Source organism: Rhodococcus sp. C26F (genome assembly GCF_053345925.1).
This window is the reverse complement of sequence record NZ_JBKFBA010000006.1, coordinates 157,507-182,414: the sequence shown is the minus strand read 5'-3', so window position 1 is coordinate 182,414 and position 24,908 is coordinate 157,507. Positions and strand designations below refer to the sequence as shown.

Here is a 24,908-nt window from a genome sequence, read left to right as displayed (position 1 = left end):
CCCGGAACGGATGAGGGCCGTGTGGGCAGTGTTCAGCTATTCCAAACACGGGGGTTGTCGGTGAGCGCGGTTTCGGTCGACAGGTCGGCGTCGGTCGGGGTCGGTTTGCGTCAGGTGCGAACGGCGCGCGGCATGACGCTGCGGGGCCTGGCCCAGCGCATCGAGGTCAGCCCGGCCACGCTGAGTCAGATCGAGAACGACAAGACCGGACTGACCGTCGAGCGCTTGAACCGCATCGCCGACGCACTCGGGGTGAGGCCGGCGGAAATCCTCGAAGCCGGTCGGGTGGCACCCGCAGTACCCACAGAGGAACCGGAAACCCTCGTCGCGACCCGGTCGGACCCACCCGGGCAGACCGAAGCGCGTCGGCAGTGGCGTGAGTACGAGCCGTTGTCGCTCGCGCCCGTGGTCCAGGCCGCGCTGGAGGAGATTCTCGCCGTGGGTTACCACGGCACGAGCATGCGCGAGATCTCCAAGCGTTGCGGCCTGTCGGTTCCCGGCATCTACAACTACTTCACCAGCAAGCAGGACATCCTGATGACGATCTATCAGGTGGCGATGGCTGATCTGGAGCAGCGCACGCGCGGCGCACTCGCCGAGGGGGCCGGCCGAGATCCCGTCACGGTCTTCACATTGCTGGTCGAGAACCTGGCGTTGTACCACACGCACCGCCGCGAATTCGGCTTCATCGGTGCCAGTGAGATGCGTTCTCTCACAACGGAGAACCGGCGGATCATCGCCAACAAGAGGAATTGGCAGCAAGCGGTCGTGGACGAGAGGGTGCTGGCCGCCGTGCGCGCCGGATCGTTCCGGGTCCGAAACCCCGAGGACGCCGCTCGCGCCGTGGTCTCGATGTGTACCGCTCTCCCCACCTGGTGGCGACCGGGCGGGCGGATGAGCCCGGAGGAAGTCGCGAACCTCTACGTGGAGTACGCCCTCGATCTCATGCAGTACCGAGGCGCAGACCTCGACCGCGGTCCTTGACCGAACCTCGACCTCATTCCACGACGTCCCCGACCGAACCTTCGAGGGAGAAACCGTATGACCGACGTTGCCAACAGCATGCTCACCGCGCAGACGAACACCGGATCACTGGATCTTCGACCGTCTCCCAGAGCACTCGAACTCGAACAGGCGCTGGTGGAGTTCATGCACAGCCACGTGTTCCCCGCCGAACACGAATACGAGGCCTACCGCCGCAACGTCGGCCCCGACGACCACACCGTCCCGCCCGTCATCGAGACCCTCAAACAGGAGGCCCGCAAGCGCGGACTGTGGAATCTGTTCCTGCCCTCCGAATCCGGCATCGGACAGCTCGACTACGCCGGACTCGCCGAGATCACCGGTTGGAGCCTGCATCTCGCACCGGAAGCCACCAACGGGCAGGCTCCCGATACCGGCAACATGGAACTGCTCCACCTGTTCGGCACCGATGATCAGAAGAAGCAGTGGCTCGACCCGCTGCTGGACGGCGAGATCCGGTCCGCCTTCTCGATGACCGAGATCGCCGTGGCCAGCTCCGATGCCACCAACATCGAGACCAGAATCGAGCGCGACGGCGACAGCTACATCATCAACGGTCGCAAGTGGTGGACCAGTGGCGCCGCGGATCCTCGCTGCAAGTTGCTGATCGTCATGGGCAAGACCGATCCGAGTGCCGACACCCACCGTCAGCAGTCCATGATCCTGGTGCCGATCGACACTCCGGGGGTCACAATCGTCCGCGACCTGCCGGTGTTCGGACGACACGACCAGCACGGTCACTGCGAAGTCGTCTACGACAACGTCCGCGTGCCCGCCGAGAACCTCCTCGGGGAGGAAGGTGGTGGATTCGCCATGGCGCAGGCACGTCTCGGGCCCGGCCGCATCCACCACTGCATGCGCGCACTCGGTGCCGCCGAACGGGCCCTGGCGCTGATGACCACGCGCGCGCAAGGGCGTGTCGCCTTCGGCAAGACACTGGCCGAGCAGGGTGTCGTGCAGCATCAGATCGCCGAATCGCGCGTCGCGATCGAACAGGCCCGGCTGCTGTGTCGTCTTGCGGCCAAGACCATCGACGAACACGGGAACAAGGCCGCCGCCCCGTACGTGTCCGCCGCGAAGGTCGCAGTGCCGCGCATGACCCTCGAGGTCATCGACCGGGCGATCCAGGTGCACGGCGGAGCGGGTATGAGCGACGACGTTCCCTTGGCCGCGATGTACGGCTGGCACCGCGCCATGCGCATCTACGACGGGCCCGACGAAGTACACCTGCGCACGATCGCCAAGAACGAACTGCGCAAGTACCCGAGGTGACCGCACTCCTCATAGAAAGGGCGACTAGACCGAGCGTAGGAAGCGGCGCAGCTCGCGGGTGACGTCGTTCGGGGCCTCGATCTGGTGACCCCACGTCGAGCGGGCGTCATCGACGAAGCCGTGCGCCAGGACTACTGCCGGCCCGGTCCCGATGCGTTCGAAAGCGATGTCGAGCCCATACACGTCGACGTGCACGGTCCGATCGTAAGCCGGGCACCGTAGGCCGATCACGACCGTGCGTCGGACTTTCCCTCCACTCGACATATTGTCTGCCTATGGCCGCCGGTTTCGATTTCTTCTGGGCTCGATTCCTGTGGACCGTGCTCATCTTCGTGGGTGTGCCGACCCTGATCGGCGTGAGCATCGTGTGGGTCGCCTGGCAGCGGGAGCGTGCCGGTGTCCGGCGTCCGTCGAGCGACCACGAGCCGACCGCTGCTCGACCCGTGGGTCTCGGCCGACGCGGCCTGTGGGCGACCGGTGCAACCGCATTCACACTCGGATTCTTGTCCTGCGCGGGCTGGTTGAGTTGGTCGGTCGAGCACGACGGCGAGTTCCGAGGTCCCGGCCTGCCCGCACCGAACGAGTTCCCCACCTGGCAGGTGATCGCCTGTGGAGTGACCGTCGTGCTGGCGTGCTTCCTTTCCGCTCGTCGATCCCGCTGGGTCGTGAGCGGCGGACTGGCCGCCGCAATCGGCACGGCAGCAGGGTTCACCACCGCATTCAGCGTGGTTGCCAGTACCGACGACACCGGTCAGGCGGGAGTGGGAGTGATGTTGTCGGAGATCGGATGGGGCATCGGACTGTGCCTGCTGATGCTTGTCAGGGCCGCTTGGATCAGAGGTGCGCGTCGCAGGGCGGTGGGCGCGTCGTAGCTCATCGATGCGGTCGCGGGAACGATCGGCGTCGAACCGCTTCGCGTGCGATGTCGAGGTCGCGCCGAGTCCGCACAATGTCGAGATCCGAGCACCGGCTCCGTCCCAGCAGCAAACGGACGAGACAACATCGAAGGGTGGATCCCATGACACACTTACGACGTTTCGATCATGTCGGCCTGACCGTCTCGGACCTCGACGTCGCGACGGCGTTCTTCGTCGGCCTCGGCTTCGAGGTCGAAGGCACCGGCTCTGTGCAGGGCGACTTTCCCGCGACCGTCTGCGGCCTTCCCGGCACGCACTGCGAAATCGTGATGCTTCGGCCCCCGGACGGAGGAGCCCGGCTCGAACTGTCGAGGTTCATCGCACCCGACCATCTTTCCGGCTCGCCGACGGCGATGCCCAACGAGCTCGGGATCCGCAATGTGTCCTTCGAGGTCGGCGACCTCCAAGCTGCCGTCGATGCTGTCGCCGAGCCGGGATACGGCCTCGTCGGGGGCATCGGTGAGTACGAGAACAGTGTGCGAATGGCGTACGTACGGGGACCCGACGGGATCATCGTCTCGCTGTTCGAACAGCTCGGTTGACGCTTGCCCCTGCCCGCGGAGATCGGCACCGAAAGTCTGAGTACATGCGTGCGCAGACTGCTAGGGTGCCGGGGTGCAGATCGCCGTCGTCGTCTTCCCGGGTCTGACCGCACTGGATGTCGTCGGACCGTACGAAGTGCTCCGGTATCTCCCCGAGGCGGACGTGCGCTTCGTCTGGCACGAGACCGGACCGGTCGTCACCGACAGCGGAGTACTCGCGCTCGGCGCGACCCACACTTTCGACGAGACACCGTCCCCGGACATAGTGCTCGTACCCGGCTCGGGGACAGCCATCGCCGTCGCCGCCGAGGACAAGCGTCTCCGCTAATGGCTGCGCAGCACACACCGGACATCGACGTAGACCGTCTCCGTATGCGGCGGGGCGCTGGTTCTCGCCGCGGCGGGACTTCTCGAGGGCCGGCGAGCGGCGTCGCACTGGCAGGCGCTGACGCCGCTGCGTGCGTTCGGTGCCGTGCCGTGCGGTGACGAACGGGTGGTCTTCGACGGCGAACTCGCCACCTGCGCCGGCGTCTCCGCCGGTATCGACCTGGCACTGTCGCTCGCGGCCCGGATCGCGGGGGAGGAACGCGCGAAGGCGATCCAGCTGATGATCGAGTACGACCCCGACCCGCCATTCGGCAGCGGTCACACAAGTTCCGCGTCGCGGCATACGAAAGTGCTGGCCAACGCACTTCTCACGCGCGATGCCGTTCGCGTCTCCAATATGACCGCGGGAAGTCGTCTGGCGTGGTCGGCCGTCATCCGAAGAGTGCGTGGGCGTCGGTCCTCGGCTCGCCGCTGAATCGAACGCTCGGTTCTAACTTCGCTGATCGGACCAGTTGTCCTTATCGGCCGTTACCAGTCGCAATCGACTGTGCCATTGGTATTTATTTTCCGCAGCCGTTGGAATCCAAGGCCACGCGAACGCTAGCGTTCCTGGCCAGTGATGTGAGTCACTCCCAAGATTCTCTGTGGTCGGCGCAGCCCCGCCGGCGCGGCGCAGGAGGCAAACGTGGAAATCAAAGATGCGGTACCCGGTACAGAGGTGACAGTTCCTGCCCGGCACGGACCTGATCGCGCGAAGATCCTGTCCATGCCCTGGCCGTGGTACCTCGCTCTGGTCGCGGTAGGTCTGGTTGCTGTCTATACCGGCACGCTCCCGGAGAACATCTTCGGCGGCCTGGCCATCGCCATGATCATCGGCTGCGGGCTGTTCTGGATCGGCGACCGCACGCCGGCATTGTCCGCTATCGGCGGCGGCCCCTTGTTGTGCGTCTTCGTCCCGGCCCTCGCCGTGTATTTCGGACTGGTTCCGGACAGCTTCTCGACCATCGTCAAGGACTGGTTCACCGGTTACGGATTCGTCGAAATCCTGGTCGCGTCGATCATCGCCGGAAGCATCCTGGGGATGGACCGGCGTTTCCTGATCAAGGCGGGCGGCCGCTTCTGCGCGGTGATCGTGGTGGCGTTCGCGCTGGTGGTCACGATCATCGGGACGATTGCCGCGGTCACCGGGTTCGGGTTCAGAACCGCCGTACTCGACGTCACCATTCCGATCATGGCCGGTGGTATTTCGGGCGGGGCCATCCCGCTGTCGCAGATGTACGCGGACACGATCGGCGGTGACGCCCAGCAGTACATGTCGAGCATCGTGCCGCCGATCATCTGCGCCAACCTGCTGTGCATCGCCCTGGCATCGGTGTACGCCAACCTCACCCGTCGCCGCACACAGTTGTTCGTCGGCTTCAACGGCAACGGCGAGATGCTGCGTGTGAAAGCAACCCCGCAGCAGGCCGCCGCGTTGTCCGAGAAGCGACCTCTGACGATCAGTGGTCTGGGTACCGGACTTCTGATGACCGGGGCCATCTACCTTGTGGGCGCCATGCTGCAGGCCGTCGTTCCGCCGGTGCACCTCTACGCCTGGGTCATCCTGCTCACTGCAGTGATCAAGCTGGCGGGTGTATTGCCGCGAGAGGTCGAGGAGTCGACCACCGAGTGGTACCAGTTCGTCGTGAAGTTGTGGGTCCCGGCAGCGCTGGTCGGGATCGGGGTGTCGCTGATCGACGTCGAGCAGATCGCCGAACTCGCCTCACGTCCTGCCTATCTCGCCTTCACGGTCGCCACTGTGCTGATCACGGCTCTGATCGCAGGTTTCGTCGGGTGGCTGCTGAAGTTGTACTTCGTCGAATCCTCGATCACAGCCGGTCTGTGTATGACCGACCTCGGCGGATCCGGCGATATCGCGACCCTCGGCACGACCCGCCGCATGCATCTCCTGCCGTTCGCACAGATCACCTCCAGGCTCGGCGGTGGACTGGTGCTGCTGTCGGCGTCGGGATTCCTGGCCTTTTTCTACGGCTGATTGTTCGCAGTCGACGAGCGATGTCGGCGCGTATTCGATGAGGAGAATGAACGTACATGGGTAAGACGCTTGCCGAAAAGGTGTGGGATGCACACGTGGTGCGTCGCGGGGAGAACGAACCGGACCTGCTCTACATCGACATGCACCTCCTGCACGAGGTGAACACCCCCCAGGCCTTCGACGGACTCCGGGCGAGCGGCCGCACCGTGCGGCGCCCCGATCTGACGCTGGGCACCGAGGATCACAACACTCCCACCGTGGCTGTGGACAAGGAGATCGTCGACCCCGCGGCCCGCGAGCAGGTGTCCTTGATGCGTAAGAACTGCGCCGAATTCGGGATCGAATTGTTCCGGCTCGGCGAGGAACATCAGGGCATCGTGCACGTCATCGGTCCCGAACTCGGGTTGTCCCATCCGGGTTCGACGATCGTGTGCTGTGACTCGCACACCGCCACCCAAGGCGCATTCGGTGCCCTGGCCTTCGGGATCGGTACAAGTCAGGTCGAGCATGTGCTGGCCACGCAGACGCTGCCGATGACGCGGTTGAAGAACATGGCCGTGACCGTGAACGGATCGCTGCCCGAGGGCGTGACGGCAAAAGACCTGATTCTCGCGATCATCGCCCGGGTCGGCACCGCCGGCGGGCAGGGGCACATCATCGAATATCGGGGGCAGGCCATCGAAGAGCTGTCCATGGAGGGACGGATGACGGTGTGCAACATGTCCGTCGAAGCCGGCTCTCGTGCCGGCATGATCGCTCCCGATGAGAAGACCTTCGAGTATCTGCGTGGCCGTCCGGCCGCTCCGACCGGAGCCGCATGGGATGACGAGGTGTCCTACTGGCGCACCCTGTTCACCGACGACGACGCCATCTTCGACAAAGAGGTCGTCATCGATGCCTCCTCGCTGACCCCGTTCGTCTCCTGGGGCACCACCCCCGCACAGGCTGCCCCGCTCGGCGATCCGGTGCCTCATCCGGACCAGTTCTCGGATCCGGTCGAGCGGGCCGCTGTGGAACGCGCGCAGGCCTACATGGATGTCACCCCAGGGCGGCCGGTCCGCGGGTTACCGGTCGATGTGGTGTTCATCGGTTCGTGCACCAACAGTCGTATCGAAGACCTGCGGGAGGTCGCTCGGGTCCTCGACGGTCGCAAGGTCGCGCCCGGAGTGGAGTTGATGATCGTTCCCGGCTCGATGAAAGTGCGTCGACAGGCGATCGACGAAGGTCTCGACGAGGTGTTCGAGGCTGCCGGGGCGGGACTGCGCTTCGCCGGGTGTTCGATGTGTGCCGCACTCAACGAGGACAGGCTGCGGCCCGGCCAGCGCGCCGCGTCGACGAACAACCGTAACTTCGAGGGCCGCCAGGGCAAGGGCTCGCGTACGCACATCGTCTCCCCGGCCGTCGCGGCTGCGACGGCGGTGGCCGGCCACCTGGCGGCACCTGCCGACCTGAACTGACCCCATCCGTTTCGACTCCGAGGACTACCGTGCAACCGTTCACTGTGCACACCGGCGTCGCCGCACCCCTGCGTCGCACCGACGTCGACACCGATCAGATCATCCCCGTCCGATTCCTCACTCACAGTTCCCGGACCGGGTTCTCCGACAAACTCTTCCACGACTGGCGCGAAGAGCCCGATTTCGTCCTCAACGACCCGTCCTTCGCTGATTCGACCATTCTGGTGGCCGGTCGGGACTTCGGTACCGGATCGTCCCGGGAGTACGCGGTGTGGGCGTTGCAGAACTATGGCTTCCGGGCCGTGATCGCACCCCGGTTCGGCGACATCTTCCGCGGCAACGCCCTGACCAACGGTCTGCTCACCGTGACACTGCCCAGTGAGACCGTCGAAGCGATCTGGACCCTGCTCGAAGCGGAACCGGGTCGACAGATCACCATCGATCTGGTCGAGCGTGAGGTCCGTGCAGGGACGATCGTCGCTGCGTTCGACCTCGACGACAACACGCGCTGGCGGTTGCTCGAAGGGCTCGACCACATCGATCTGACCCTCGCCCATGCCGCGACGATCGCCGGCTACGAGCAGCAACGTCGTCGTGCGCTGCCCTCGACCGCATCGATCCGCTGAGGTGCTGCGAGACGGACCGGGACCCTCAGGGTGTCTCGGTCCGTCTCTTTTTCAGCAACGGCACGATTCGCGGGGCGATACGCCGGCTGAGCACAAGTTCGGACTGCGTCCGGAGAACGCCCTCGGCGGCGATGATCTCCTGCAGTACCCGTTCGAAGTCCTCGTGATCCTTCGCCACCACCCGGCAGAGCAGATCGCCTTTGCCGGCAACGGAATTGACCTCGAGGACTTCGGGGATGCCGGCCAGGGACTCGCACGTGGCGTCCATCATCGACTGTGCGATGTCCAGGTGTACGAAGGCCAGGATGGAGTACCCGAGCGCGGTCGGCTGCATCTGGGGGCGGTAACTGGTGATGACCCCGTCCCGGGCGAACTTGTCGAGGCGAGACTGCACGGTGCCGCGCGCGACGTTGAGGCGCCGAGCGTACTCGCGTACCCCGGCCTTGGGTTCCTCGACGATCAGTTGCAAGAGATCGAGATCGAGCTTGTCCAGATTGTTGGCCCTCTGCATTCCCTGATTGTGCCCGAGATCGGCTCATTCTTCGACACTCGAGCGAGTCGTTCGGTCACCAATCTCTGTTCAGTACATACCAATGGCTCATCCGCGACGGGTAAGGAAGCCCGGTCGCAGTTCATGACGAATGGAGCAACACCATGTCCCAGCCGTACCGTCTCGACCCCACAGTCCGACGCGACCGCGCCGCTCTGCTGGCTTCACTGTCCCAGGTCGCCGACGTGACCTGTGCGGTCGCCGATGCCCTCGACCACCTCGGGACCGGCGCCGTGATNCCGGTGTCCTTGCCCCACTGCGTGGCGGGCAGAGGATCTGCGGGCCTGCAGTGACGTTGCGGTATCGGCGCCTGGCCGGGGAGCTCACCGACAACAGAACGGCAGGTCTCGGTGCCCGCCTCGGCGACCGAGACCTCTACACCCACGCCCAGCCCGGGGACGTGGCGGTCTTCGACTGTCCCGCTCCGGCCGATACAGCGGTCGTCGGTGCGCTCTCGGCCCGCTGGGCACAGTTGGCCGGCGTGGCCGGCTGCGTCGTCGGGGGAGCGGTGCGCGATTCGGTGTCCATCGTCGACAGCGGTCTGCCGGTCTGGTCGATGGCGCGGGCCCCGCACGCCGCCCGTTTCCGGTACGTCACCGAGTCGATCGGTGAACCGGTTCGCCTGGCCGAACATCTGATCCATCCCGGGGACATCGTCGTCGCGGACGACGATGGCGTTGCAGTCATCCCGGCCGCCAGGTTGGCCGACGCGGTGGCACTGTGTGTGGAAGCCGACCGTGTCGAACGGGAACTGCTCGCCCAGCTGCAGGCGAGCGAGTCCATCCCCGACCTTCTGAACAAATTGCAGGACCGTCCGGTCAGCGCGTTCGACCGCTGAGTACTGCTCGGCTGTCCGCGACACATAAGAGGGGCNCGCCGTGCGTCGAGCCCCTCTTATGTGGTCCGGTGTCCGTCAGTGATCGAGCAGTTCCGGGGTATCGATTCCCAGACTGCGCAACCGTGCCAGGTAGGTGTCGATGCTCCGGAGCTTGACGTCCTCGTAACCGCGCACCAGATCAGCTGCCTCGGCTGCGGCGATCGCCGTGTCGTAGGTGCTCGGCGTCAATTCACGCGCCGAGCGCAACACCATCTGTTCGTAGTGTGCGAGGAGGCGGCGTTCGAGTCGGCGTACCTTCGCATAGCCGAACGGATCCCAGGCGGTGCCCCGAAGATGCTTGCCTTTGGCCAGCAGACGCAGTGCGACATGGGTGTGAGGCCCGAGCCCGATCTTCTTCTTCCGCCCCAACGCTTTGAGCACCGGGGGATGGAGCTTGTAGGTGAGGTTGCCTGCGCCGGGAACCTCAGTGCGCACAGCCTCGAGGAAGGCCGGGTCGGTGAGCATGCGCGCCACCTCGTACTCGTCCTTGTAGGCCATCAGCTTGTGCAACCCGCGGGCAACCGCATCGGTGAGATCGGTGCGGTCCCCGAGACTCTTTTCCGCATCCCACACCGTCTGCACGATATCCAGATAGCGAGCAGTGAGTGCCTCTCCCTGATATGCCATCAGTTGCGCGGCACGTCGTTCCACCGTGGTGCGCACCTCCCCGGAGACGGTCGACCGCTGCATCAGGTGGCCCGGGACGGTGTCGTCGCTGCGCTGAGTGCGAGTGGTCGCGACGGTCGCAGCGGCGAAGGCTTCGGATGCGCACACTGCGGCGCGACCCCATCGGAAGGCTGCCTGGTTCGCTTCGACCGCAACGCCGTTGAGTGCGATGGCATCCTCGATCGAGGACGCGGGAATGGGTAGTCCGCCGGACTGGTATGCGGCGCCGACGAGCAGGAAGTTCGCCGCGGCGGAGTTGCCGAACAGGATTTCGGCGGCGGTGATCGCGTCGAAGGTGATCAGTCGGCGACTGGAGACGTCGAGACGTTCGATCAGCGTTGTGTTGTCCGGGTACAGGATCGATCCGTCGTAGACCATGTCCCCGGTGGGGGTTCTGCTCGTCGATGCGACGGTGATGGTGCGATCGGAGTGTCCGTAGCCGGCGTACTTGGCGTCTGCGGCGGTGAGTAGGTCGAATGCGAGGATGCAGTCGGCCGAGGACGGGTTGATCCGATTCGAGGTCTCCTCGGGTTGCGAGCTCACCCGCAGGTGCGAGGTCACCGGTCCGGCCTTCTGGCTCAGGCCGGTCTGGTCGAGTCCTTCCACGTGCAGACCGGACCGCAGTGCCGCCATGCCCAGAACCTGATTGACGGTCACGATGCCGGTGCCCCCGATCCCGGCCAGGAAGATGTTGTGGGTCCCGGACGGAGCGGGGAGGTCCGGCTCGGTGAGGACCGGGACCGGAGCAATCTCTCGTTTCGGCGACGAGAGGTTCTCGGGTAGTTCGACGGTGACGAAGGACGGGCATTCGCCGTCGAGACAGCTGTAGTCGGTGTTGCACGAGGTCTGGTCGATGCGGGTCTTGCGGCCGAATTCGGTGTCGACCGGTTGGACCGACAGGCAGTTCGACTTGATGCCGCAGTCGCCGCATCCCTCGCAGACCGCTTCGTTGATGACGACGCGAGTGCGGCGCGGGGTCAGGGTGCCGCGCTTGCGTTTGCGGCGTGCTTCCGCAGCACATTGCTGGTCGTAGATCAGTACGGTCACACCCTTCGTATCGCGCAGTAGGCGCTGTGCCTCGTCGAGGCGGTCACGGTTCCACAGGAGCACACCGTCGGCGAAGACCGCACCCTTGTGCCGTTCGGGTTCTTCCGCGCAGACGATGATCTTCGCAACGCCTTCCGAGCTCAGCTTGTGGGTCAGCTGCGGCACCGTCAGGGCGGCCTCGGCATCCTGAGCGCCGGTCATCGCCACCGCGGCGTTGTACAGGATCTTGTAGGTGATGTTCACCCCTGCGGCCACGCAGGCCTGCACGGCGAGCTGTCCGGAATGGAAATAGGTTCCGTCACCGACGTTCTGGAAAATGTGGTCGATGTCGGTGTACGGGGCCTGCCCGATCCATTGCGCGCCCTCCCCGCCCATCTGGGTCAACCCGGTGACCTGCGAATCGGTACGCGAGGACATGGTGACCAGGGTGTGACAGCCGATTCCGCCGCCGGCCAGTGAGCCCTCGGGTACGGCGGTGGAGCGGTTGTGCGGACAACCGGAGCAGAAGTACGCGGTGCGCTTGGTCGGTAGCACCGTCAGTTGCAAAGGAGGTGGAGGCGGCGTGGTCACTGTGATCCGCTCGCGGAGCACCTTGCGTAGGGGACCGGTGAGTCGCGCCGCGGTCAGTTCACCGTCGGCAGGGATGAGCGGGCGGTTGTCCTCATCGCGCTTGCCGACCACCAGCGGTGGGGTCGCACTTCCGTATAGGGCGTCCTTCACCTGGGATTCGACGAAGGGGGTCTTGTCCTCGACGACCATCACCTTCTCGACCCCGGCGGCGAGGCGACGGACTCTGTCGGTGCCGAGCGGGTAGGGCATACCCACTCGGAGAACGCGGATACCTTCGCGTAGCAGATCGGTCTCGTCGAGTCCGAGTTCGTGCAGGGCCTGGCGGACCGAGTCGTATGCGGTGCCGACCGCGACGATCCCGAGCCAGGCGTCCTCGGGATCGACCTCGATGCGATCGATGTCGTTGGCAGCGTTGAACGCTTCGACCATCGCCCACCGTGGTCCGTACAGGTCCGCTTCGGCGAGCACACTGTCCGGCGGGGCCGCGAGGACCCGCTGCCGATACGTCCAGGGTCGACCCTCCCACTCCAGGTCCGGGACGGTGATGGGGAATTCCGTGAAGTCGCGATCGAGCGTCCACAGACCGTCGGCGACATCGGCGACGAGTTTCAGTGCGGGCCAGCAGCCCGACGCACGGGACAATGCGACAGCGTGGAGGCCGAATGCGATGATCTCTTCGGCGTTGCGCGGGAAGAAGATCGGCATCGACAGCGCCGCCAGCGACCGTTCGCTCGCGGCCGGCACCGACGACGATTTCGCTGCCGGGTCATCGCCGACCAGGGCAAGTGCACCTCCGGCAGGGTGCGCGCCGTACATCGCGGCATGTCGTAGCGCGTCACTGGCACGATCCAACCCGGGTCCCTTGCCGTACCAGACGCCGAGGATCCCGTCGTGGGTGCGCTCGCCTTTGGGCAGTTCGAGCTGACTACCCCACACCGACGTCGCTGCCAACTCTTCGTTCATCCCGGGAACCAAACGCACGTCGTGCTCGGATGCGAGCGCCGGGATGCTCGCCAGCAACCGATCCAGACCCGCCAGCGGGCTCCCCTGGTAGCCGGAAACGAATGTAGCGATACGTTTTCCGACGCGTCGATCGCGTTCGTGCTGTTCGACCAGCAGCCGGGCAATCGACTGCACACCGGTTATCAACACCGGCCCTGACGACGTCCGGTACCGCTCCGACAGATCTGTTCGGTCAGTCGCTCGCGCGACATCGTTCAGTTGGGTCACAACAGCAGTCCCACTTTCCCGCACACCGGCGCACCGCTTCGACATTGGTACCGATCAGGCTTGCGTTGGGCGGAATAGTGGTCAAGAAGTCGGCAAAATTCGATACCAATGGTTCATTCGGGCTACGCGGGTTACATGTTGGTCCGGCAACTGGCCCACTGCGGGAAAGCGTGTCAACCCCTCTTCGGTCGTCGGAATCCTTCGAGCTCGCCTCGCAACGAGGTCGTTTCGGCTCTGAGGGCGAGGTTCTCGGCTTGAAGCGTCTTCGTCTCGTCGCGCAGGGCGGTGATCTCCTCACGCAGTGCCGACAGTTCGGCCCGCAGTTCGTCGCCGCGCGCTCGCGCCGCGGTCTCGGCCGCCTGGGCCGTCGCGGCGGTGATGCGCGATTCCTCGAGTCGGCTCCGTAGCTCGGAGGTGCGGTCGCGCTCGGTGGTGAGCTCGGTATCGAGGCGCTCGCGGGTCGCGACCTCCCGGTCGAGCGCGGCCTGCAGGCGCGCGATCTCGGCTCGCAGATCGGTGATCTCGACGGTCGCGCGCTCACGCTGGGCAGCCGCGTCGTCGAGTTCCCGTCGCTGTGAGGTGAGGGACTCGTCCTGCTGGACGATCGTCGCACGCAGGTCGCCGACGGTCCGTGTGTGCTCGGCGGTTGCAGCCTCGAACTCGTCCTTCCATCGCTGCAGTGTTGCGGCGTGCTCGTCCTTCAGGCGCGTCAGCTCGGCGTGATGCGCCTCTTCGAGTCTGCGCACCTGTTCGGTGTGTGCGGTACGAGCGTCGGTGAGCTCGGCGTCGACGGCGGCCACTGCGGCGTCGGCGTTGTCGCGGTCCTCGAGTGCCTGGGCGAGTTGTTCGCGTAGCCGGACGATCTTCGCGTCGGCGTCGGCTTTGACCTTCGCTAGTTCGGCGGCGGACCGCGTCATCTGCGCCTCGAGGGCCTCGGCGTCGGTGAGCTTGTCGACCGCGGTGGTGATCCGTTCGGCGATCGCGGAGTACTGCTCGACGGTGTTGGTGGCCAGGGCGCGTAGTGCGGTGGTGGCGGCCGTGAGCGCGGAGACCGCATCGTCCGGGCTCTCGACGACCGATGGGGCCATGCCGGCCGCTTCCTTCTTGGCGCGTTCGCGTTCGCGATAAGCGCGCACACGGTCGGCCGCGGTGGCGTACTTCCGGGGGCGTCCCACCCGGGGCTTGCCTGAGTCGTCCTCGTCGGTGGTCGCTTCGGGGGTGGGGGAGTGTGCGTCGGTCATGGATGTCCTCGTCGTGGCATGTCGAAATCGCAGGTCGCAGGTATCGTATCGTATTTAATTACGTAATTAACAAGAATAACGTGATGAAACGAAACGATATGAAACGCCTTGAACTGGTTATCACTGTAGGAGTGCGGGTTTCGTAACGACGAACTTGGTAGAAACCACTCGATTGTGTCCACGATCGAGTGTGAGCACTGATCGTCATAATCCCCACTTATGACGACCAGACACGCGCGCGGGTCGAAAACTGTGCACCCCTCGGATTGGGGACCGGGAAGGCTGCCGAGGGAGGAGGACCCTCGACTGTGGTGCCGGTCACCGAGTGTGCGGGGCAGGAGTTGTCTACTGTCTGCCTCGGCCGGCGGATGCGATAAAACACATTGCAGCGCTGGGCAGTCTGCGCTCGGCCGAGCGCGCGTACCCGCACACCGAAGAGAAGAGGTAATCGAATGGGCTCTGCAGTAACGTTCCTCGCGGATGTTCTCGTCGCTGTCATCACGCAGCTGATCGAGACCGGATCGTCGTCCGGATCCTGATCCGTCACCACCGTGGTCGCTCTCCCGCTCGTCACACGGAGAGCGACCACAGGCGCAGGACAGAGGGGGTGCAGGGGTGAAACATGTCGGCATCCTGGGCCACAGCTGGGAAGGTGCCTCGTTGTGCTGGCGCGAGGTGTGTCAGCACAGCAACCGTCTCGGGCATCCGGCACATCCGGACGTCACCATGGACTGCATCTCCTTCGAGCACTGCATGCCCGCGTGGGAGCGCGGGGACTACGAAGCGGTGCGCGCCGTGCTTGCAACCAGCGTCGATCGTCTGGCCCGGGCCGGCTGCGACTTCTCGTGTGCCCGGACAACACCGCTCCTCTCGCGCTTGAAGCACCCGGTGATTCACTCACGATTCCCGGGCTGCACCTGATCGACATCGTGGCCGACGCAGAGCAGCGTGCCGGGCACCGACGCGTCGGCATCCTGGGAACGCGGTTCACCATGCAGGGCCCTCTGTATCCCCGCGAACTGGCGGCACGGGGAATCGAGGCCGTCATCCCGACAGGCGGCGACCAGAACCTGGTACACGCGGCGATCTTCGACGAACTGGTGCACGGCATCTTCCGGGACGAGACGCGGACGTCCTTCGTTGACCTCATCGGCAGACTCGCGGACTCCGGGTGCGACGCGGTCGCGCTGGTGTGCACCGAGATCCCACTTCTGGTCTCCCCGGACGACTCACCGTTACCGGTACTGGACTCGACACGACTGTCCGGACAGGCGGCCCTCGAAGTGGCACTCGGAACGCGCGACCTGCCGACCTGGCGCGGCGGACAGTTCCGGCGATAAGAGGCAGGTAGCCACGGTGGGTCGTAGCATCGAGCATATGGTCCTCTTCTACGAGATCGCGCTCGTGATCGCGTCGGTGCTCATCGCGTGGTTCGCGGTGTACGTGCTGTACCGCCTCGTCACCGACGAATCCACCAGCCGGCACTGACAGGTCGCCGCCCGACCGGCCACATGCGGACATGTCGGCCACACTGCCCCGGCTCAGGGAGCCCGGGGTACGTCGGACGTCGGTGCCCCAACCTTGTCGAACACGTTCCGAGTGCCGTACGCGACGGGCATGGGGGCAGACCATGACCGGCAGTTCGTTCCGTCCCGAGCGCACCTACCGACCGAGCCGGTGGCGACATATCGAGAACGCCATGATGAGCACGCTTACTCGTGCGGGGCTGGTGCCGCACTCCTCTCTGCTGACCACACGCGGTAGGCGCACCGGGAAGATCCGCCGCAACCCCGTGCTGATCGTCGATCTGCACGGAAAACGCTGGCTGGTCGCCCCGTACGGATCGGTGGGGTGGGTGCACAACGCGCGTGCCGCCGGCGAAGTCGAACTCAGCAGGCGTCGCGACACGCACCGCTACTCGATCCGCGAGGTATCGGCAGAGGAGGCCGGGCCGGTCCTGCAGCGGTACATCCAACTGGCGTCCGCCACCCGACGGTATTTCGAGGCAAGCAGGAACGACCCGGTGGAACGGTTCGTCGCGGAGGCCGGCCACCATCCGGTCTTCGAACTGCTGCCACCGACGTAGTCGACGGAACTCCTCGGTACGGAATTCGGGTAGCGCGCTACGCGTGTGTCTGCCGCCGATGGTGAGCACCATGATCCTCGTCGATTCGATTCGATCGCGGACCCTCTACAACTCCGAGGCACGGTCATGGTTACGAAATACGAAGTGGTCGCAGGCGACACCCTCTCGAAGCTGGCGCAGAGGTTCTACGGTGACGCGACGCTGTATCCCGTCATCGCTGTTCCGAACGGCATCACCGATCCGGACGAGATCACCGTCGGTCAGGAACTGCTCATCCCGTACATCACCAGCCGCCACACCGTCGCGCCCGGCGAGACACTGTCGGGACTGGCGCAACACTTCTACGGCGACCGGACCCTGTTCCCGGTGCTCGCCGCGGCCAACCACATCGCCGATCCGAACGTGATCCAGGTCGGCCGCTCACTGCTGATTCCCGAACTCGGGGACGTGGGGCACCACACCGTGGTCGCCGGCGAGACCCTCTCGGAGCTCGCACGCCGCTGGTACGGCGAGGCGCACCTGTATCCGGTGATCTCGTTCCCGAACCACATCACCGACCCCGACCACGTCGAGGTCGGCCGCGTGCTGATTCGTCCGGGGCTCAACTACCGGCACACCGTCGTCCCTGGCGATACCCTGCGGGCTCTGGCGGAGGACCACTACGGGAACGCGGAGATGTTCGCGATGATCGCGGCTGCCAATCACATCGCCGATCCGAACAGGATCACCGTCGGGCAGGTGCTGTTCTTCCCGAACCTCACCAGCTTCTGACAAGGGAGGCCGTGAGGCCGGTGCGGGTCACGGGGCGACGGGGTAGTGGCTCCGAACTGCGATGCGGTTCCACGCGTTCATGACGATCGCAAGCCACGTGACCGCGGAGACCTGCTCGTCACTGAGTGCACCGTTGTCCCACTCGTGACGACCGGGTTCCATGGGTTGCGTGACTTCTTCCGCCAGCGCGAGCGCGGCCCGCTCCTCGTCGGTGAAGTACTGCGACTCCCACCAGGCCGCGAGGACCGCGAGACGATCGGTGGTCTCGCCCTTCTCCAGGGCGTCCCGCGTGTGCATGCGCAGGCAGAACGCGCACCCGTTGAGCTGCGACGCGCGGATCTTCACCAGTTCGGCGAGCTTCGCGTCGAGGCCGGCTCTCGCGACGGCCTCCTCGACCTCCTTGTTCAATGCCAGCACGCTCTTGTAGGCGGCCGGGTGCTGCTTTCCGAGGTTGACGTGCGCCATCGTGGATGTCCTTCCGGCGGGCGACGCCGGCCGGAGCGACCGGCCGTTTCATTCTGTCAGTCGCATCCGGGCCAGGGGGGCGGTTGGCATCGCCATCAGGAAGATCGGCCGGTCTCTCTCCGTCGAGACCAGGGACTCCTTCCACCGGGAGCCCATCTGTCGCTCGACCCGGCGTCGTGCTCGACGAGACCGGGGATGCCTCCGGGGATCGGTAGAACGTCGAACTGTGGTGCGTCGGTAATCGATGCGTCGGTGAGCACCCGCAAACCACCATGTGCTGCCACGACCTCGCGATCCCGATAGGCGGACAGAAATTTGGCACCGCCGATCTCGTGCTCGGTTCCGGACGACAGTCACGCGGCGACGAAGAACACCTCGAACGGGCCGAAGGCGTCGAGCACTTCGACGTCGTCGTAGACGAGGATTCCGTAGCGGGTCGTGGTCATCTCCGGATCCTACGGCTACCTATCTACGCCAGCGCATGCGCCGATTCACGTAGTGCTCTACTCGCGAGTCCCCTGCGAATCGAGGCGAAGGTGGATGTCACGGAGGGAGGGAACAATGGCTACATCGCCACGCCACTGCATCGTCTTGGCCACGCTTTGCCTCACAGCGGTCGCCTTCATAGGTGGGATGCCCACAACGCACGCTGCCGCACAGGACAAGCCCAGACTCGACGTGTGTTCGCCCTGTCCACCGCCCGACCATGGGGAATCCGAATCCGGGACCGGAGGAGGGACCTCGGGAGGCGACGGATCCGATTCGAATCGGAGTTCCGGCGGTACGGGTGGGAATGTCGTTATCCCGCGAATCCCGATCCCCAGCTTTTCTTGGCCACCGCCTCAGCTTCCCCCATGGACACCCCCTTCGCACGTCCCTTCGTGGAGACCGCCTTCACATGTGCCTACGTGGACACCGCCGTCCTCTGCGCGATCGTCGACACCGGAGTCGCCCGAAGTCTCGACTCCCGCGCCGCCGCCCACCAATTCCCCTGAGCCGGAAGGGGAACAACCAGCAAGCGCCACCCCTGAATACACGCTTACCCCGGAAGATCCTGTCACCCCACCACCCGCTGAACCGGAACGGAAACAGGTACCTGACAACGTGACACCGGCGCCGCCCCAATCCGAAGCCGCACCTGGAGCTCCCGCTCCACCGGCCCCACCGGCGCCCCTACCACCTCCGTCGACTGCCGATGTGGAGACGAAAGCGGTCGTCACGGACTTCCGAGCCTGGCTGCTCTTCGCCGCGGCGCTCGCAGCGACGTTCCTGATTGTGCGCGTGGCGCGTGCCTACCAGCAGCACAGGTCACGTCGTGAGCCCGCCGCCCAAGGCGAAACCCGGCTCGGCACAGCACCCTTCGTGGTCGATATGCCGGAGGGTCCACTACCGACCCGCTCCATCCATCTCGAACTGAGAATCTCGAACCAGGAGGAGTCATGATTACCGTCGAGACTCGCACGACCCTTCGATCGTTGGTGTTCGACAGCGACGACACCCCTTTGATCGAGCAGATGACGTCGAACCTTCCCCCTCGGGGACTGACGGACGGGACGCGCGGCGCGCGTCTTCCCCGGACGGCTCTGAAGCTCCTCGAGAGCCGAATCCTGGCCACGGCTCTGAGTCTTCTCGACGAGGACCCCGGCCCGCTGTTCGCCAAAGGACTCGGAGCACTGCAGGAGGTGATGGACGCGGCTCGCGCCACCCGGGCGGACCCGGGTCGCAGGGTGGTCGCAACCATTCAGGATCCATACCGGATCCCGGTCCGTCGCTCCGCCTACGTGGCGCTACTCGTCGAGAACCAGGAATCGGCGCGCGTCGATTTCGACCTCGAGGTCGTCTTCGCGATGGGCCACACCTCGATCTCCCTTCAGCACGGCGCGGTCGATTTCATCGACTGTGAGGCAGGTGAACTCACGGTGAGTCTGTCGCTCGCCGGCGCTACGCCACCGTTGCTGAGCCGCAAAGCGGACTTTCCGGTGCACTGGGAGGTGCGACCACCGATCCGGATCCCGCTGCCCGAACAGGGGCCGGAGGAGCGGGTTCGCTCTCGTCCGCAGCGGCGTCCGTACGGGACGTGACCGCCCCGAACAAGCTGTCCTCCGTCGGGCGGTGTTCTGCTCGACGGAGGGCACTTCCACCGAGCAGACGCCATCGAGAAAATCGATTCCGTCGGATCAGTGGGTGCGGTCGTACTCGTCCTGCGCGGCGACGATCTCGGGCATCGACTCCTCCACGGCGTCGATGAGCGTCAGCAGGGGCGCGGTGATGCGGCGTCCGAGGCCGGTGAGCGAGTACTCGACGTGCGGAGGGATCGTCCCGAGAACGGCGCGGTGGATCAGGCCGTCGCGTTCGAGGGTCTGCAGGGTCTGCGACAGCATGCGTTCGCTCACGCCGTCGACCCGGCGGCGCAGTTCCGAGAACCGGCGCGGGTCGTCGACGAGGGCTGCCAGAACCAGCACACCCCAGCGCCCGGTGATGCGCTGCAGCACCGGACGTGACGGGCACTCGCGCGCGAAGACGTCGGCTTCGGGGAGGCGATCGGTGCTCATGAACGCCGAGTATACGGCGACTATGCAAGCGATACGTACTGACTCGAGCGGTTGCACTTACAAAAAGTAAGTGATGGAATGGTGGAGTTCCCGATCCCGCTCGACCACTTCGAGGAGTCCCATGACCATCGCTGTCGCCGGAGCCGCCGGCCACCTCGGTCGCCTGACCATCACCGCTCTCCGCACCCGCGGAATCGCCGCCGGCGACATCGTCGCCGTCGTGCGCGACGCGGCGAAGGCCGCAGACCTGGCCGCCGACGGGGTGCAGGTCCGTGTTGCGGACTACGCCGATGCGGCGGCCCTGCGCGAGGCGCTGGCCGGTGTCGACAAGCTGCTTCTCGTCTCCGGCAGCGAAGTGGGGCAGCGACTGCCCCAGCACACCAACATCATCGACGCCGCCAAGGCCACCGGCGTCGCGTTCATCGCCTACACCTCGATCCTGAACGCGGCGACGAGCCCGCTGATCCTCGCCGGTGAACACAAGGCCACCGAGGAACTGCTCGCCGCCTCCGGCATCGACCACGCCCTGCTGCGCAACGGCTGGTACTGGGAGAACTACGACAGCTCGGTCGCCGCTGCCGCTGCCTCCGGTGCGCTGTTCGGTTCGGCCGGCGCCGGCCGCGTCGCCGGGGCGGCCCGCAAGGACTTCGCCGAAGCCGCCGCCGCGGTCCTCACGACCGAGGGACACGCCGGTGCCGTCTACGAACTCGGCGGTCAGCGACTGACCTACACCGAACTGGCGGAGGTCCTCTCCGGCATCGTCGGCGTGCCCGTCACTTACAAGGATCTGCCGAAGGAGGAGTACGCGAAGATCCTCGAGAACGCCGGTGTGCCCGCACAGTTCGCCGCCGTGCTCGCCGACTCCGACGCGGGCATCGCCGTCGGCGCGCTCGACACCGACAGCGGCGATCTCGAGCGCCTCATCGGACGCTCCGCGACGCCGGCAGTCGAAGCGATCGGTGCCTGACACTCGCTAATCCCGTCGAGTCCGGGCGCGTGATGGCAGGATCGGGACTCGTGAGCTCCGCGAATCTGACCCGTGCCGAAACCGCCGCGCGCGCCCGCGCACTCGACGTGCACTCCTACCGCGTCGAACTCGACCTGCGGGGTGCCGTCGATGCCCGCCGCACCGGATTCCCCACGGTCACGACGCTCGAATTCACCGCCTCCACCGACGAGGCCTGGCTCGATTTCATCGGCGACTCCGTCGAGTCGGTGACGATCAACGGCGAGCTCATGCCCGTCGTCTACGACGGCGCGCGGATCACGATCGGCGGTTTGAAGGAGATCAACGTCGTCACCGTCGTCGCGACCGGCCGGTACAGCCGGTCGGGGGAGGGGCTACACCGCTTCGTCGACCCCGTCGACGGCGAAACCTATCTCTATACCCAGTACGAACCGGCCGACGCCCGCCGCGTGTTCGCGTGCTTCGAACAGCCGGATCTCAAGGCGCCGTTCACCTTCGTGGTCACCGCGCCGCGCCGCTGGCAGGTGCTGTCGAACGAGGCCGCCGAGCGCACGGTGCAGCGCGACGACACCCAGACCGTGACGTTCGCGCCGACCCAGCCGATCTCCACATACATCACCGCGATCGTCGCCGGCCCGTACCACCGGGTCGACGCGTCGTGGAGCCGCGACGAGCTGACGGTGCCGCTGGGAGTGCTGTGCCGCGCGTCGCTCGCCGAGCATCTCGACGCCGACGAGATCGTCGAGGTCACCCGGCAGGGCATGGACTTCTACGCCGAACACTTCGACTATCCGTATCCGTTCGGCAAGTACGACCAGGTGTTCGTGCCCGAATACAACCTCGGTGCGATGGAGAACCCCGGCTGCGTCACCTTCACCGAGGCGTACGTCTTCCGCGGTGCCGCCACCGCCGCCCAGCATCAGGGTCGCGCGAACACGATCCTCCACGAGATGGCCCACATGTGGTTCGGCGATCTGGTGACCATGAAGTGGTGGGACGACCTGTGGCTGAAGGAGTCGTTCGCCGATTTCATGGGCGCCTTCACCAGCGCCGAGGCCACCAAGTTCACCGACGCGTGGGTGACCTTCGCGAACCGCCGCAAGGCCTGGGCGTATCTGCAGGACCAGCTGCCCACGACGCACCCGATCGTCGCCGACATCGTCGACCTCGAGGCCGCGAAGCTGAACTTCGACGGCATCACCTACGCGAAGGGCGCGAGCGTGCTCAAGCAGCTCGTCGCCTATGTCGGCCGCGACGCCTTCTTCGAAGGTGCCCGCCGGTACTTCCGCAAGCACGCCTTCGGCAACACCACCCTCGACGATCTGCTCGTCGAACTGTCGAGCACCTCCGGCCGCGACCTGTCGTCCTGGGCGCAGGCGTGGCTGCAGACCACCGGGGTGTCGACCCTGCATCTCGAGGAGTCCGGGACCGGGTACGAGATCGTGCAGAGCGATCCGCGGCCGCACCGCCTCGCCGTCGGCTGCTACGACCCCGACGACTCCGGCGACCTCGTCCGCACCCACCGCGTCGAGGTCGACCTCGCCGACGAACGCACCCCCGTCGACCTGCCCGAGGCGGCGCTGGTGCTGCTCAACGACGACGACCTCACCTACGCCAAGATTCGCCTCGACACGCGGTCGCTCGACACGGTCGAGTCCTCCCTGGACCGCGTCCGCGAACCGCTCGCGCGCGGCCTGCTGTGGTCGGCGCTGTGGAACGTGACCCGCGACGGGGAACTCGCCGTCGACCGCTATCTGTCGATGGCCGCCGGGTTCGCCCCGCACGAGGCGGACATCGCGCTGCTCACCGCGGTGCTTGCCAACGCCGCCCAGGCCGTCGAACACTATGTGCCCGACTCGGCGCGCCCCGACGCGCGGCGTCGCTGGCTCGACGCGGTCTGGGACGGAATGTACGGTGCCGCACCCGGCAGCGACGCCCAGCTGGCGTTCGCCCGCGCCGTCGGTGTCGCGGCGAGCGTCGACGACCGGCACGCCGCCGACCTGCGAGCGATCCTGTGCGGCAACGTCGCACCGCCGGAGGGCCTGCGCCTCGACCCCGACCTGCGGTGGAGCTGGTGGGCAGCGCTGACCACGACCGGCGACGCCGACGAGGCCGACCTCGACGAGGAACTGCGCAACGACGACACCGCCTCGGGACGCACCGCGCACCTGCGCGCGCTCGCCTCTCGCCCGCGCGCCGAGGTCAAGGCGCACGCGTGGGCGACGATCCTCGCCGACCACACCCTCACCAACGACCACCTCGACGCGACCATCGCCGGGTTCCGCGCCGGGGCGCGCCGCGACCTGATCTCCGCCTACGACACCGATTACTTCGCGGTGCTCCGTGAGACGTGGACGAGCCGCAGCATCGAGATCGCCCGCCGCATCGTCGTCGGGTTGTTTCCCGCGGCCGACAGCCTCGAACCCGTCGACACCTGGCTCGAGGCCCACACCGACGCTCCGGCCGCGCTGCGGCGCCTGGTGATCGAACAGCGCGACCATCTCGCCCGCGACCTGCGTGTCCAGAGGATCAACACGCCGTGACCAGCCCGGATCTGCCTCGTCCCGAGGTGCCCGCGGTACCGGACACGGTCGCCACCGCGATGCGGCGACTGCGGGAGAAGGCGACTTCGGAGAACACCCGCGCCGCCCAGATCGGCGACTGGACGATCTTCACCCGCTGGTGCGAACGCACCGGGCACAGTCCGATGCCGGCCACCGCCGAGCAACTGAGCTGGTTCCTCACCGAGAAGGCCGCCGAAGTGCGCCCCGACGGACGCTGGGCGTACGCGCCGTCGACGCTGTCGCGGTGGGTGTCGACCATCAACAAGATGCACGCCCTGGCAGGCCTACCGAAACCCGGTGGGCACGAATCGGTTCGGGATCTGCTACGCGGCATCCGGCGCGACCGGGCCACCCCGCCGGCGCGCCGCACCCCGCTGCTCACCGACGACATCCGCACCATCCTCACCGCGATGCGCGTCGAGGCGGCCGACGGCGGGTGGGCCGAACGCGTCGCCGAACGCCGCGACGCGGCGCTGCTGCTCATGGGACTGGCCGGGGCGCTGCGCCGCTCCGAGCTCACCGGGCTCGTCGTCTCCGACGTCGTCCCGCACCGCGCCGACGGGCTCTATGTGACGGTCCGCCGGTCCAAGACCGACCGCAGCGCCCGCGGCCGCACCGTCACCCTGCCGTACGGGTCCGATCCGCACACCTGCCCGGTGTGCGCCTATCGACGCTGGCGGGAGGTGCTCGATGCATGGGACGAGTCCGGACGCGAGGCCGTCGTCGACCTGCTCGGTACCACCGCCGCCGACCCGGCCGAGCACTGCTGCCGCGGTCTGGCGGCCGGGCGCACGCAGGACGGCGACCGGCCCCTGTTCCGGCCGGTGCACCACAGCGGCACGGTGGGGACAAGCGCGCTGTCGGGGCAGTCCGTGCACTCGATGATCCAGCGCCGCGCCCGCCGCGCCGGGTTCAGCGACGACCTCGTCGCCACCCTGGGCGGGCACAGCCTGCGGGCCGGGTTCGTCACCCAGGCGGTGCGCGGCGGCGCGACCACGCAGACGATCATGACGCAGACCGGGCACGCGGACGAACGGATGGTCGCGCTGTACAGCCGCCACCACGCCGGTCTCGTCGGCAACGCCGTCACCCAACTCGGCCTGTGAGCGGATTCGGGTGGATC

Annotated in this window: 22 protein-coding genes and 2 pseudogenes; 18 read left to right on the top strand and 6 right to left on the bottom strand. The window is 66.3% G+C overall.

Annotated features, from left to right (window positions below; genetic code table 11):
• Positions 1–21 precede the first annotated feature (21 nt).
• The gene (locus tag ACLBYD_RS10475; RefSeq protein WP_447816374.1) at positions 22–984 is read left to right on the top strand and encodes a helix-turn-helix domain-containing protein; all 963 of its coding nucleotides are present in this window, start codon (positions 22–24) and stop codon (positions 982–984) included.
• A 57-nt stretch (positions 985–1,041) separates the two neighbouring features.
• Complete coding sequence (locus ACLBYD_RS10470; protein ID WP_006552126.1) at positions 1,042–2,295, top strand: acyl-CoA dehydrogenase family protein; 1,254 nt, start codon at positions 1,042–1,044, stop codon at positions 2,293–2,295.
• A gap of 24 nt (positions 2,296–2,319) precedes the next feature.
• Here the strand turns inward: ACLBYD_RS10470 and ACLBYD_RS10465 are convergent, their stop codons facing one another.
• Entirely contained in the window at positions 2,320–2,490 is a 171-nt protein-coding gene (locus ACLBYD_RS10465; protein ID WP_447816373.1) for a hypothetical protein, read from the bottom strand.
• An 80-nt stretch (positions 2,491–2,570) separates the two neighbouring features.
• On the opposite strand from ACLBYD_RS10465, the gene ACLBYD_RS10460 reads away from it, so the two are divergent.
• The 6 genes and pseudogenes from ACLBYD_RS10460 (at position 2,571) to leuD (ending at position 8,199) form a co-directional block, all read left to right on the top strand.
• Positions 2,571–3,167, top strand: coding sequence for a hypothetical protein (locus tag ACLBYD_RS10460; RefSeq protein ID WP_006552128.1), 597 nt, complete (start codon positions 2,571–2,573; stop codon positions 3,165–3,167).
• A gap of 146 nt (positions 3,168–3,313) precedes the next feature.
• Positions 3,314–3,754 carry a VOC family protein gene (locus ACLBYD_RS10455; protein WP_447816372.1) on the top strand — a complete coding sequence of 147 codons (441 nt, stop codon included), beginning with the start codon at positions 3,314–3,316 and terminating at the stop codon, positions 3,752–3,754.
• Between the two features lie 73 nt (positions 3,755–3,827).
• Positions 3,828–4,556: pseudogene (locus ACLBYD_RS10450) on the top strand (DJ-1/PfpI family protein).
• A gap of 210 nt (positions 4,557–4,766) precedes the next feature.
• Positions 4,767–6,116 carry a 2-hydroxycarboxylate transporter family protein gene (locus ACLBYD_RS10445; RefSeq protein WP_039958044.1) on the top strand — a complete coding sequence of 450 codons (1,350 nt, stop codon included), beginning with the start codon at positions 4,767–4,769 and terminating at the stop codon, positions 6,114–6,116.
• Between the two features lie 56 nt (positions 6,117–6,172).
• Positions 6,173–7,573 (top strand): 3-isopropylmalate dehydratase large subunit, encoded by a 1,401-nt coding sequence (leuC, locus tag ACLBYD_RS10440; RefSeq protein WP_006552133.1) that lies wholly within the window; start codon positions 6,173–6,175, stop codon positions 7,571–7,573.
• Positions 7,574–7,602: 29 nt separating this feature from the next.
• On the top strand, positions 7,603–8,199 hold the full coding sequence (gene leuD / locus ACLBYD_RS10435; RefSeq protein WP_006552134.1) for a 3-isopropylmalate dehydratase small subunit: 597 nt from the start codon (positions 7,603–7,605) through the stop codon (positions 8,197–8,199).
• A gap of 25 nt (positions 8,200–8,224) precedes the next feature.
• Here the strand turns inward: leuD and ACLBYD_RS10430 are convergent, their stop codons facing one another.
• Positions 8,225–8,710, bottom strand: coding sequence for an Lrp/AsnC family transcriptional regulator (locus tag ACLBYD_RS10430; RefSeq protein ID WP_447816371.1), 486 nt, complete (start codon positions 8,708–8,710; stop codon positions 8,225–8,227).
• A 328-nt stretch (positions 8,711–9,038) separates the two neighbouring features.
• Between ACLBYD_RS10430 and ACLBYD_RS10425 the strand changes: the two genes are divergently transcribed.
• Complete coding sequence (locus tag ACLBYD_RS10425; protein WP_447816370.1) at positions 9,039–9,587, top strand: RraA family protein; 549 nt, start codon at positions 9,039–9,041, stop codon at positions 9,585–9,587.
• Positions 9,588–9,662: 75 nt separating this feature from the next.
• Here ACLBYD_RS10425 and ACLBYD_RS10420 read toward each other — a convergent pair whose 3' ends face one another.
• Both ACLBYD_RS10420 and ACLBYD_RS10415 read right to left on the bottom strand, forming a co-directional pair.
• Positions 9,663–13,139, bottom strand: a complete 3,477-nt coding sequence (locus ACLBYD_RS10420) for an indolepyruvate ferredoxin oxidoreductase family protein (protein WP_447816369.1) — start codon at positions 13,137–13,139, stop codon at positions 9,663–9,665.
• 173 nt (positions 13,140–13,312) lie between these two features.
• Complete coding sequence (locus ACLBYD_RS10415; protein WP_447816368.1) at positions 13,313–14,380, bottom strand: hypothetical protein; 1,068 nt, start codon at positions 14,378–14,380, stop codon at positions 13,313–13,315.
• Between the two features lie 551 nt (positions 14,381–14,931).
• Here ACLBYD_RS10415 and ACLBYD_RS10410 point away from each other — a divergent pair.
• The 3 genes and pseudogenes from ACLBYD_RS10410 to ACLBYD_RS10400 form a co-directional block, all read left to right on the top strand.
• Complete coding sequence (locus tag ACLBYD_RS10410; RefSeq protein WP_447816367.1) at positions 14,932–15,720, top strand: aspartate/glutamate racemase family protein; 789 nt, start codon at positions 14,932–14,934, stop codon at positions 15,718–15,720.
• Positions 15,721–16,010: 290 nt separating this feature from the next.
• Positions 16,011–16,466 (top strand): nitroreductase family deazaflavin-dependent oxidoreductase, encoded by a 456-nt coding sequence (locus tag ACLBYD_RS10405; RefSeq protein WP_447816365.1) that lies wholly within the window; start codon positions 16,011–16,013, stop codon positions 16,464–16,466.
• A 132-nt stretch (positions 16,467–16,598) separates the two neighbouring features.
• Positions 16,599–16,742: pseudogene (locus ACLBYD_RS10400) on the top strand (LysM peptidoglycan-binding domain-containing protein); the annotation flags it as partial.
• A 522-nt stretch (positions 16,743–17,264) separates the two neighbouring features.
• Here ACLBYD_RS10400 and ACLBYD_RS10395 read toward each other — a convergent pair.
• The gene (locus tag ACLBYD_RS10395; protein WP_447816364.1) at positions 17,265–17,702 is read right to left on the bottom strand and encodes a carboxymuconolactone decarboxylase family protein; all 438 of its coding nucleotides are present in this window, start codon (positions 17,700–17,702) and stop codon (positions 17,265–17,267) included.
• Positions 17,703–18,556: 854 nt separating this feature from the next.
• Here ACLBYD_RS10395 and ACLBYD_RS10390 point away from each other — a divergent pair.
• The 3 genes from ACLBYD_RS10390 (at position 18,557) to ACLBYD_RS10380 (ending at position 19,783) form a co-directional block, all read left to right on the top strand.
• Positions 18,557–18,697: a hypothetical protein gene (locus tag ACLBYD_RS10390; protein WP_447816363.1), complete on the top strand. Its 141-nt coding sequence runs from the start codon at positions 18,557–18,559 to the stop codon at positions 18,695–18,697.
• Between the two features lie 202 nt (positions 18,698–18,899).
• The gene (locus ACLBYD_RS10385) at positions 18,900–19,145 is read left to right on the top strand and encodes a hypothetical protein (protein WP_447816362.1); all 246 of its coding nucleotides are present in this window, start codon (positions 18,900–18,902) and stop codon (positions 19,143–19,145) included.
• The gene (locus tag ACLBYD_RS10380; protein WP_447816361.1) at positions 19,142–19,783 is read left to right on the top strand and encodes a hypothetical protein; all 642 of its coding nucleotides are present in this window, start codon (positions 19,142–19,144) and stop codon (positions 19,781–19,783) included. The genes ACLBYD_RS10385 and ACLBYD_RS10380 overlap by 4 nt, the downstream gene beginning before the upstream one ends.
• 96 nt (positions 19,784–19,879) lie before the next feature.
• Here ACLBYD_RS10380 and ACLBYD_RS10375 read toward each other — a convergent pair whose 3' ends face one another.
• Positions 19,880–20,254 (bottom strand): winged helix-turn-helix transcriptional regulator, encoded by a 375-nt coding sequence (locus tag ACLBYD_RS10375; RefSeq protein ID WP_447816360.1) that lies wholly within the window; start codon positions 20,252–20,254, stop codon positions 19,880–19,882.
• A 121-nt stretch (positions 20,255–20,375) separates the two neighbouring features.
• Here ACLBYD_RS10375 and ACLBYD_RS10370 point away from each other — a divergent pair, with 121 nt between their 5' ends.
• Genes ACLBYD_RS10370 through ACLBYD_RS10360 form a run of 3 tightly spaced genes read left to right on the top strand, consistent with a single transcriptional unit; the run spans position 20,376 to position 24,891 of the window.
• A complete protein-coding gene (locus tag ACLBYD_RS10370) occupies positions 20,376–21,221 on the top strand; it encodes an NmrA family NAD(P)-binding protein (RefSeq protein ID WP_447816359.1) in 846 nt (281 codons plus the stop codon).
• Positions 21,222–21,271: 50 nt separating this feature from the next.
• Complete coding sequence (gene pepN / locus ACLBYD_RS10365; protein WP_447816358.1) at positions 21,272–23,764, top strand: aminopeptidase N; 2,493 nt, start codon at positions 21,272–21,274, stop codon at positions 23,762–23,764.
• Positions 23,761–24,891, top strand: coding sequence for a tyrosine-type recombinase/integrase (locus ACLBYD_RS10360; RefSeq protein WP_447816357.1), 1,131 nt, complete (start codon positions 23,761–23,763; stop codon positions 24,889–24,891). Before pepN ends, ACLBYD_RS10360 begins: the two co-directional genes overlap by 4 nt.
• Positions 24,892–24,908 lie beyond the last annotated feature (17 nt).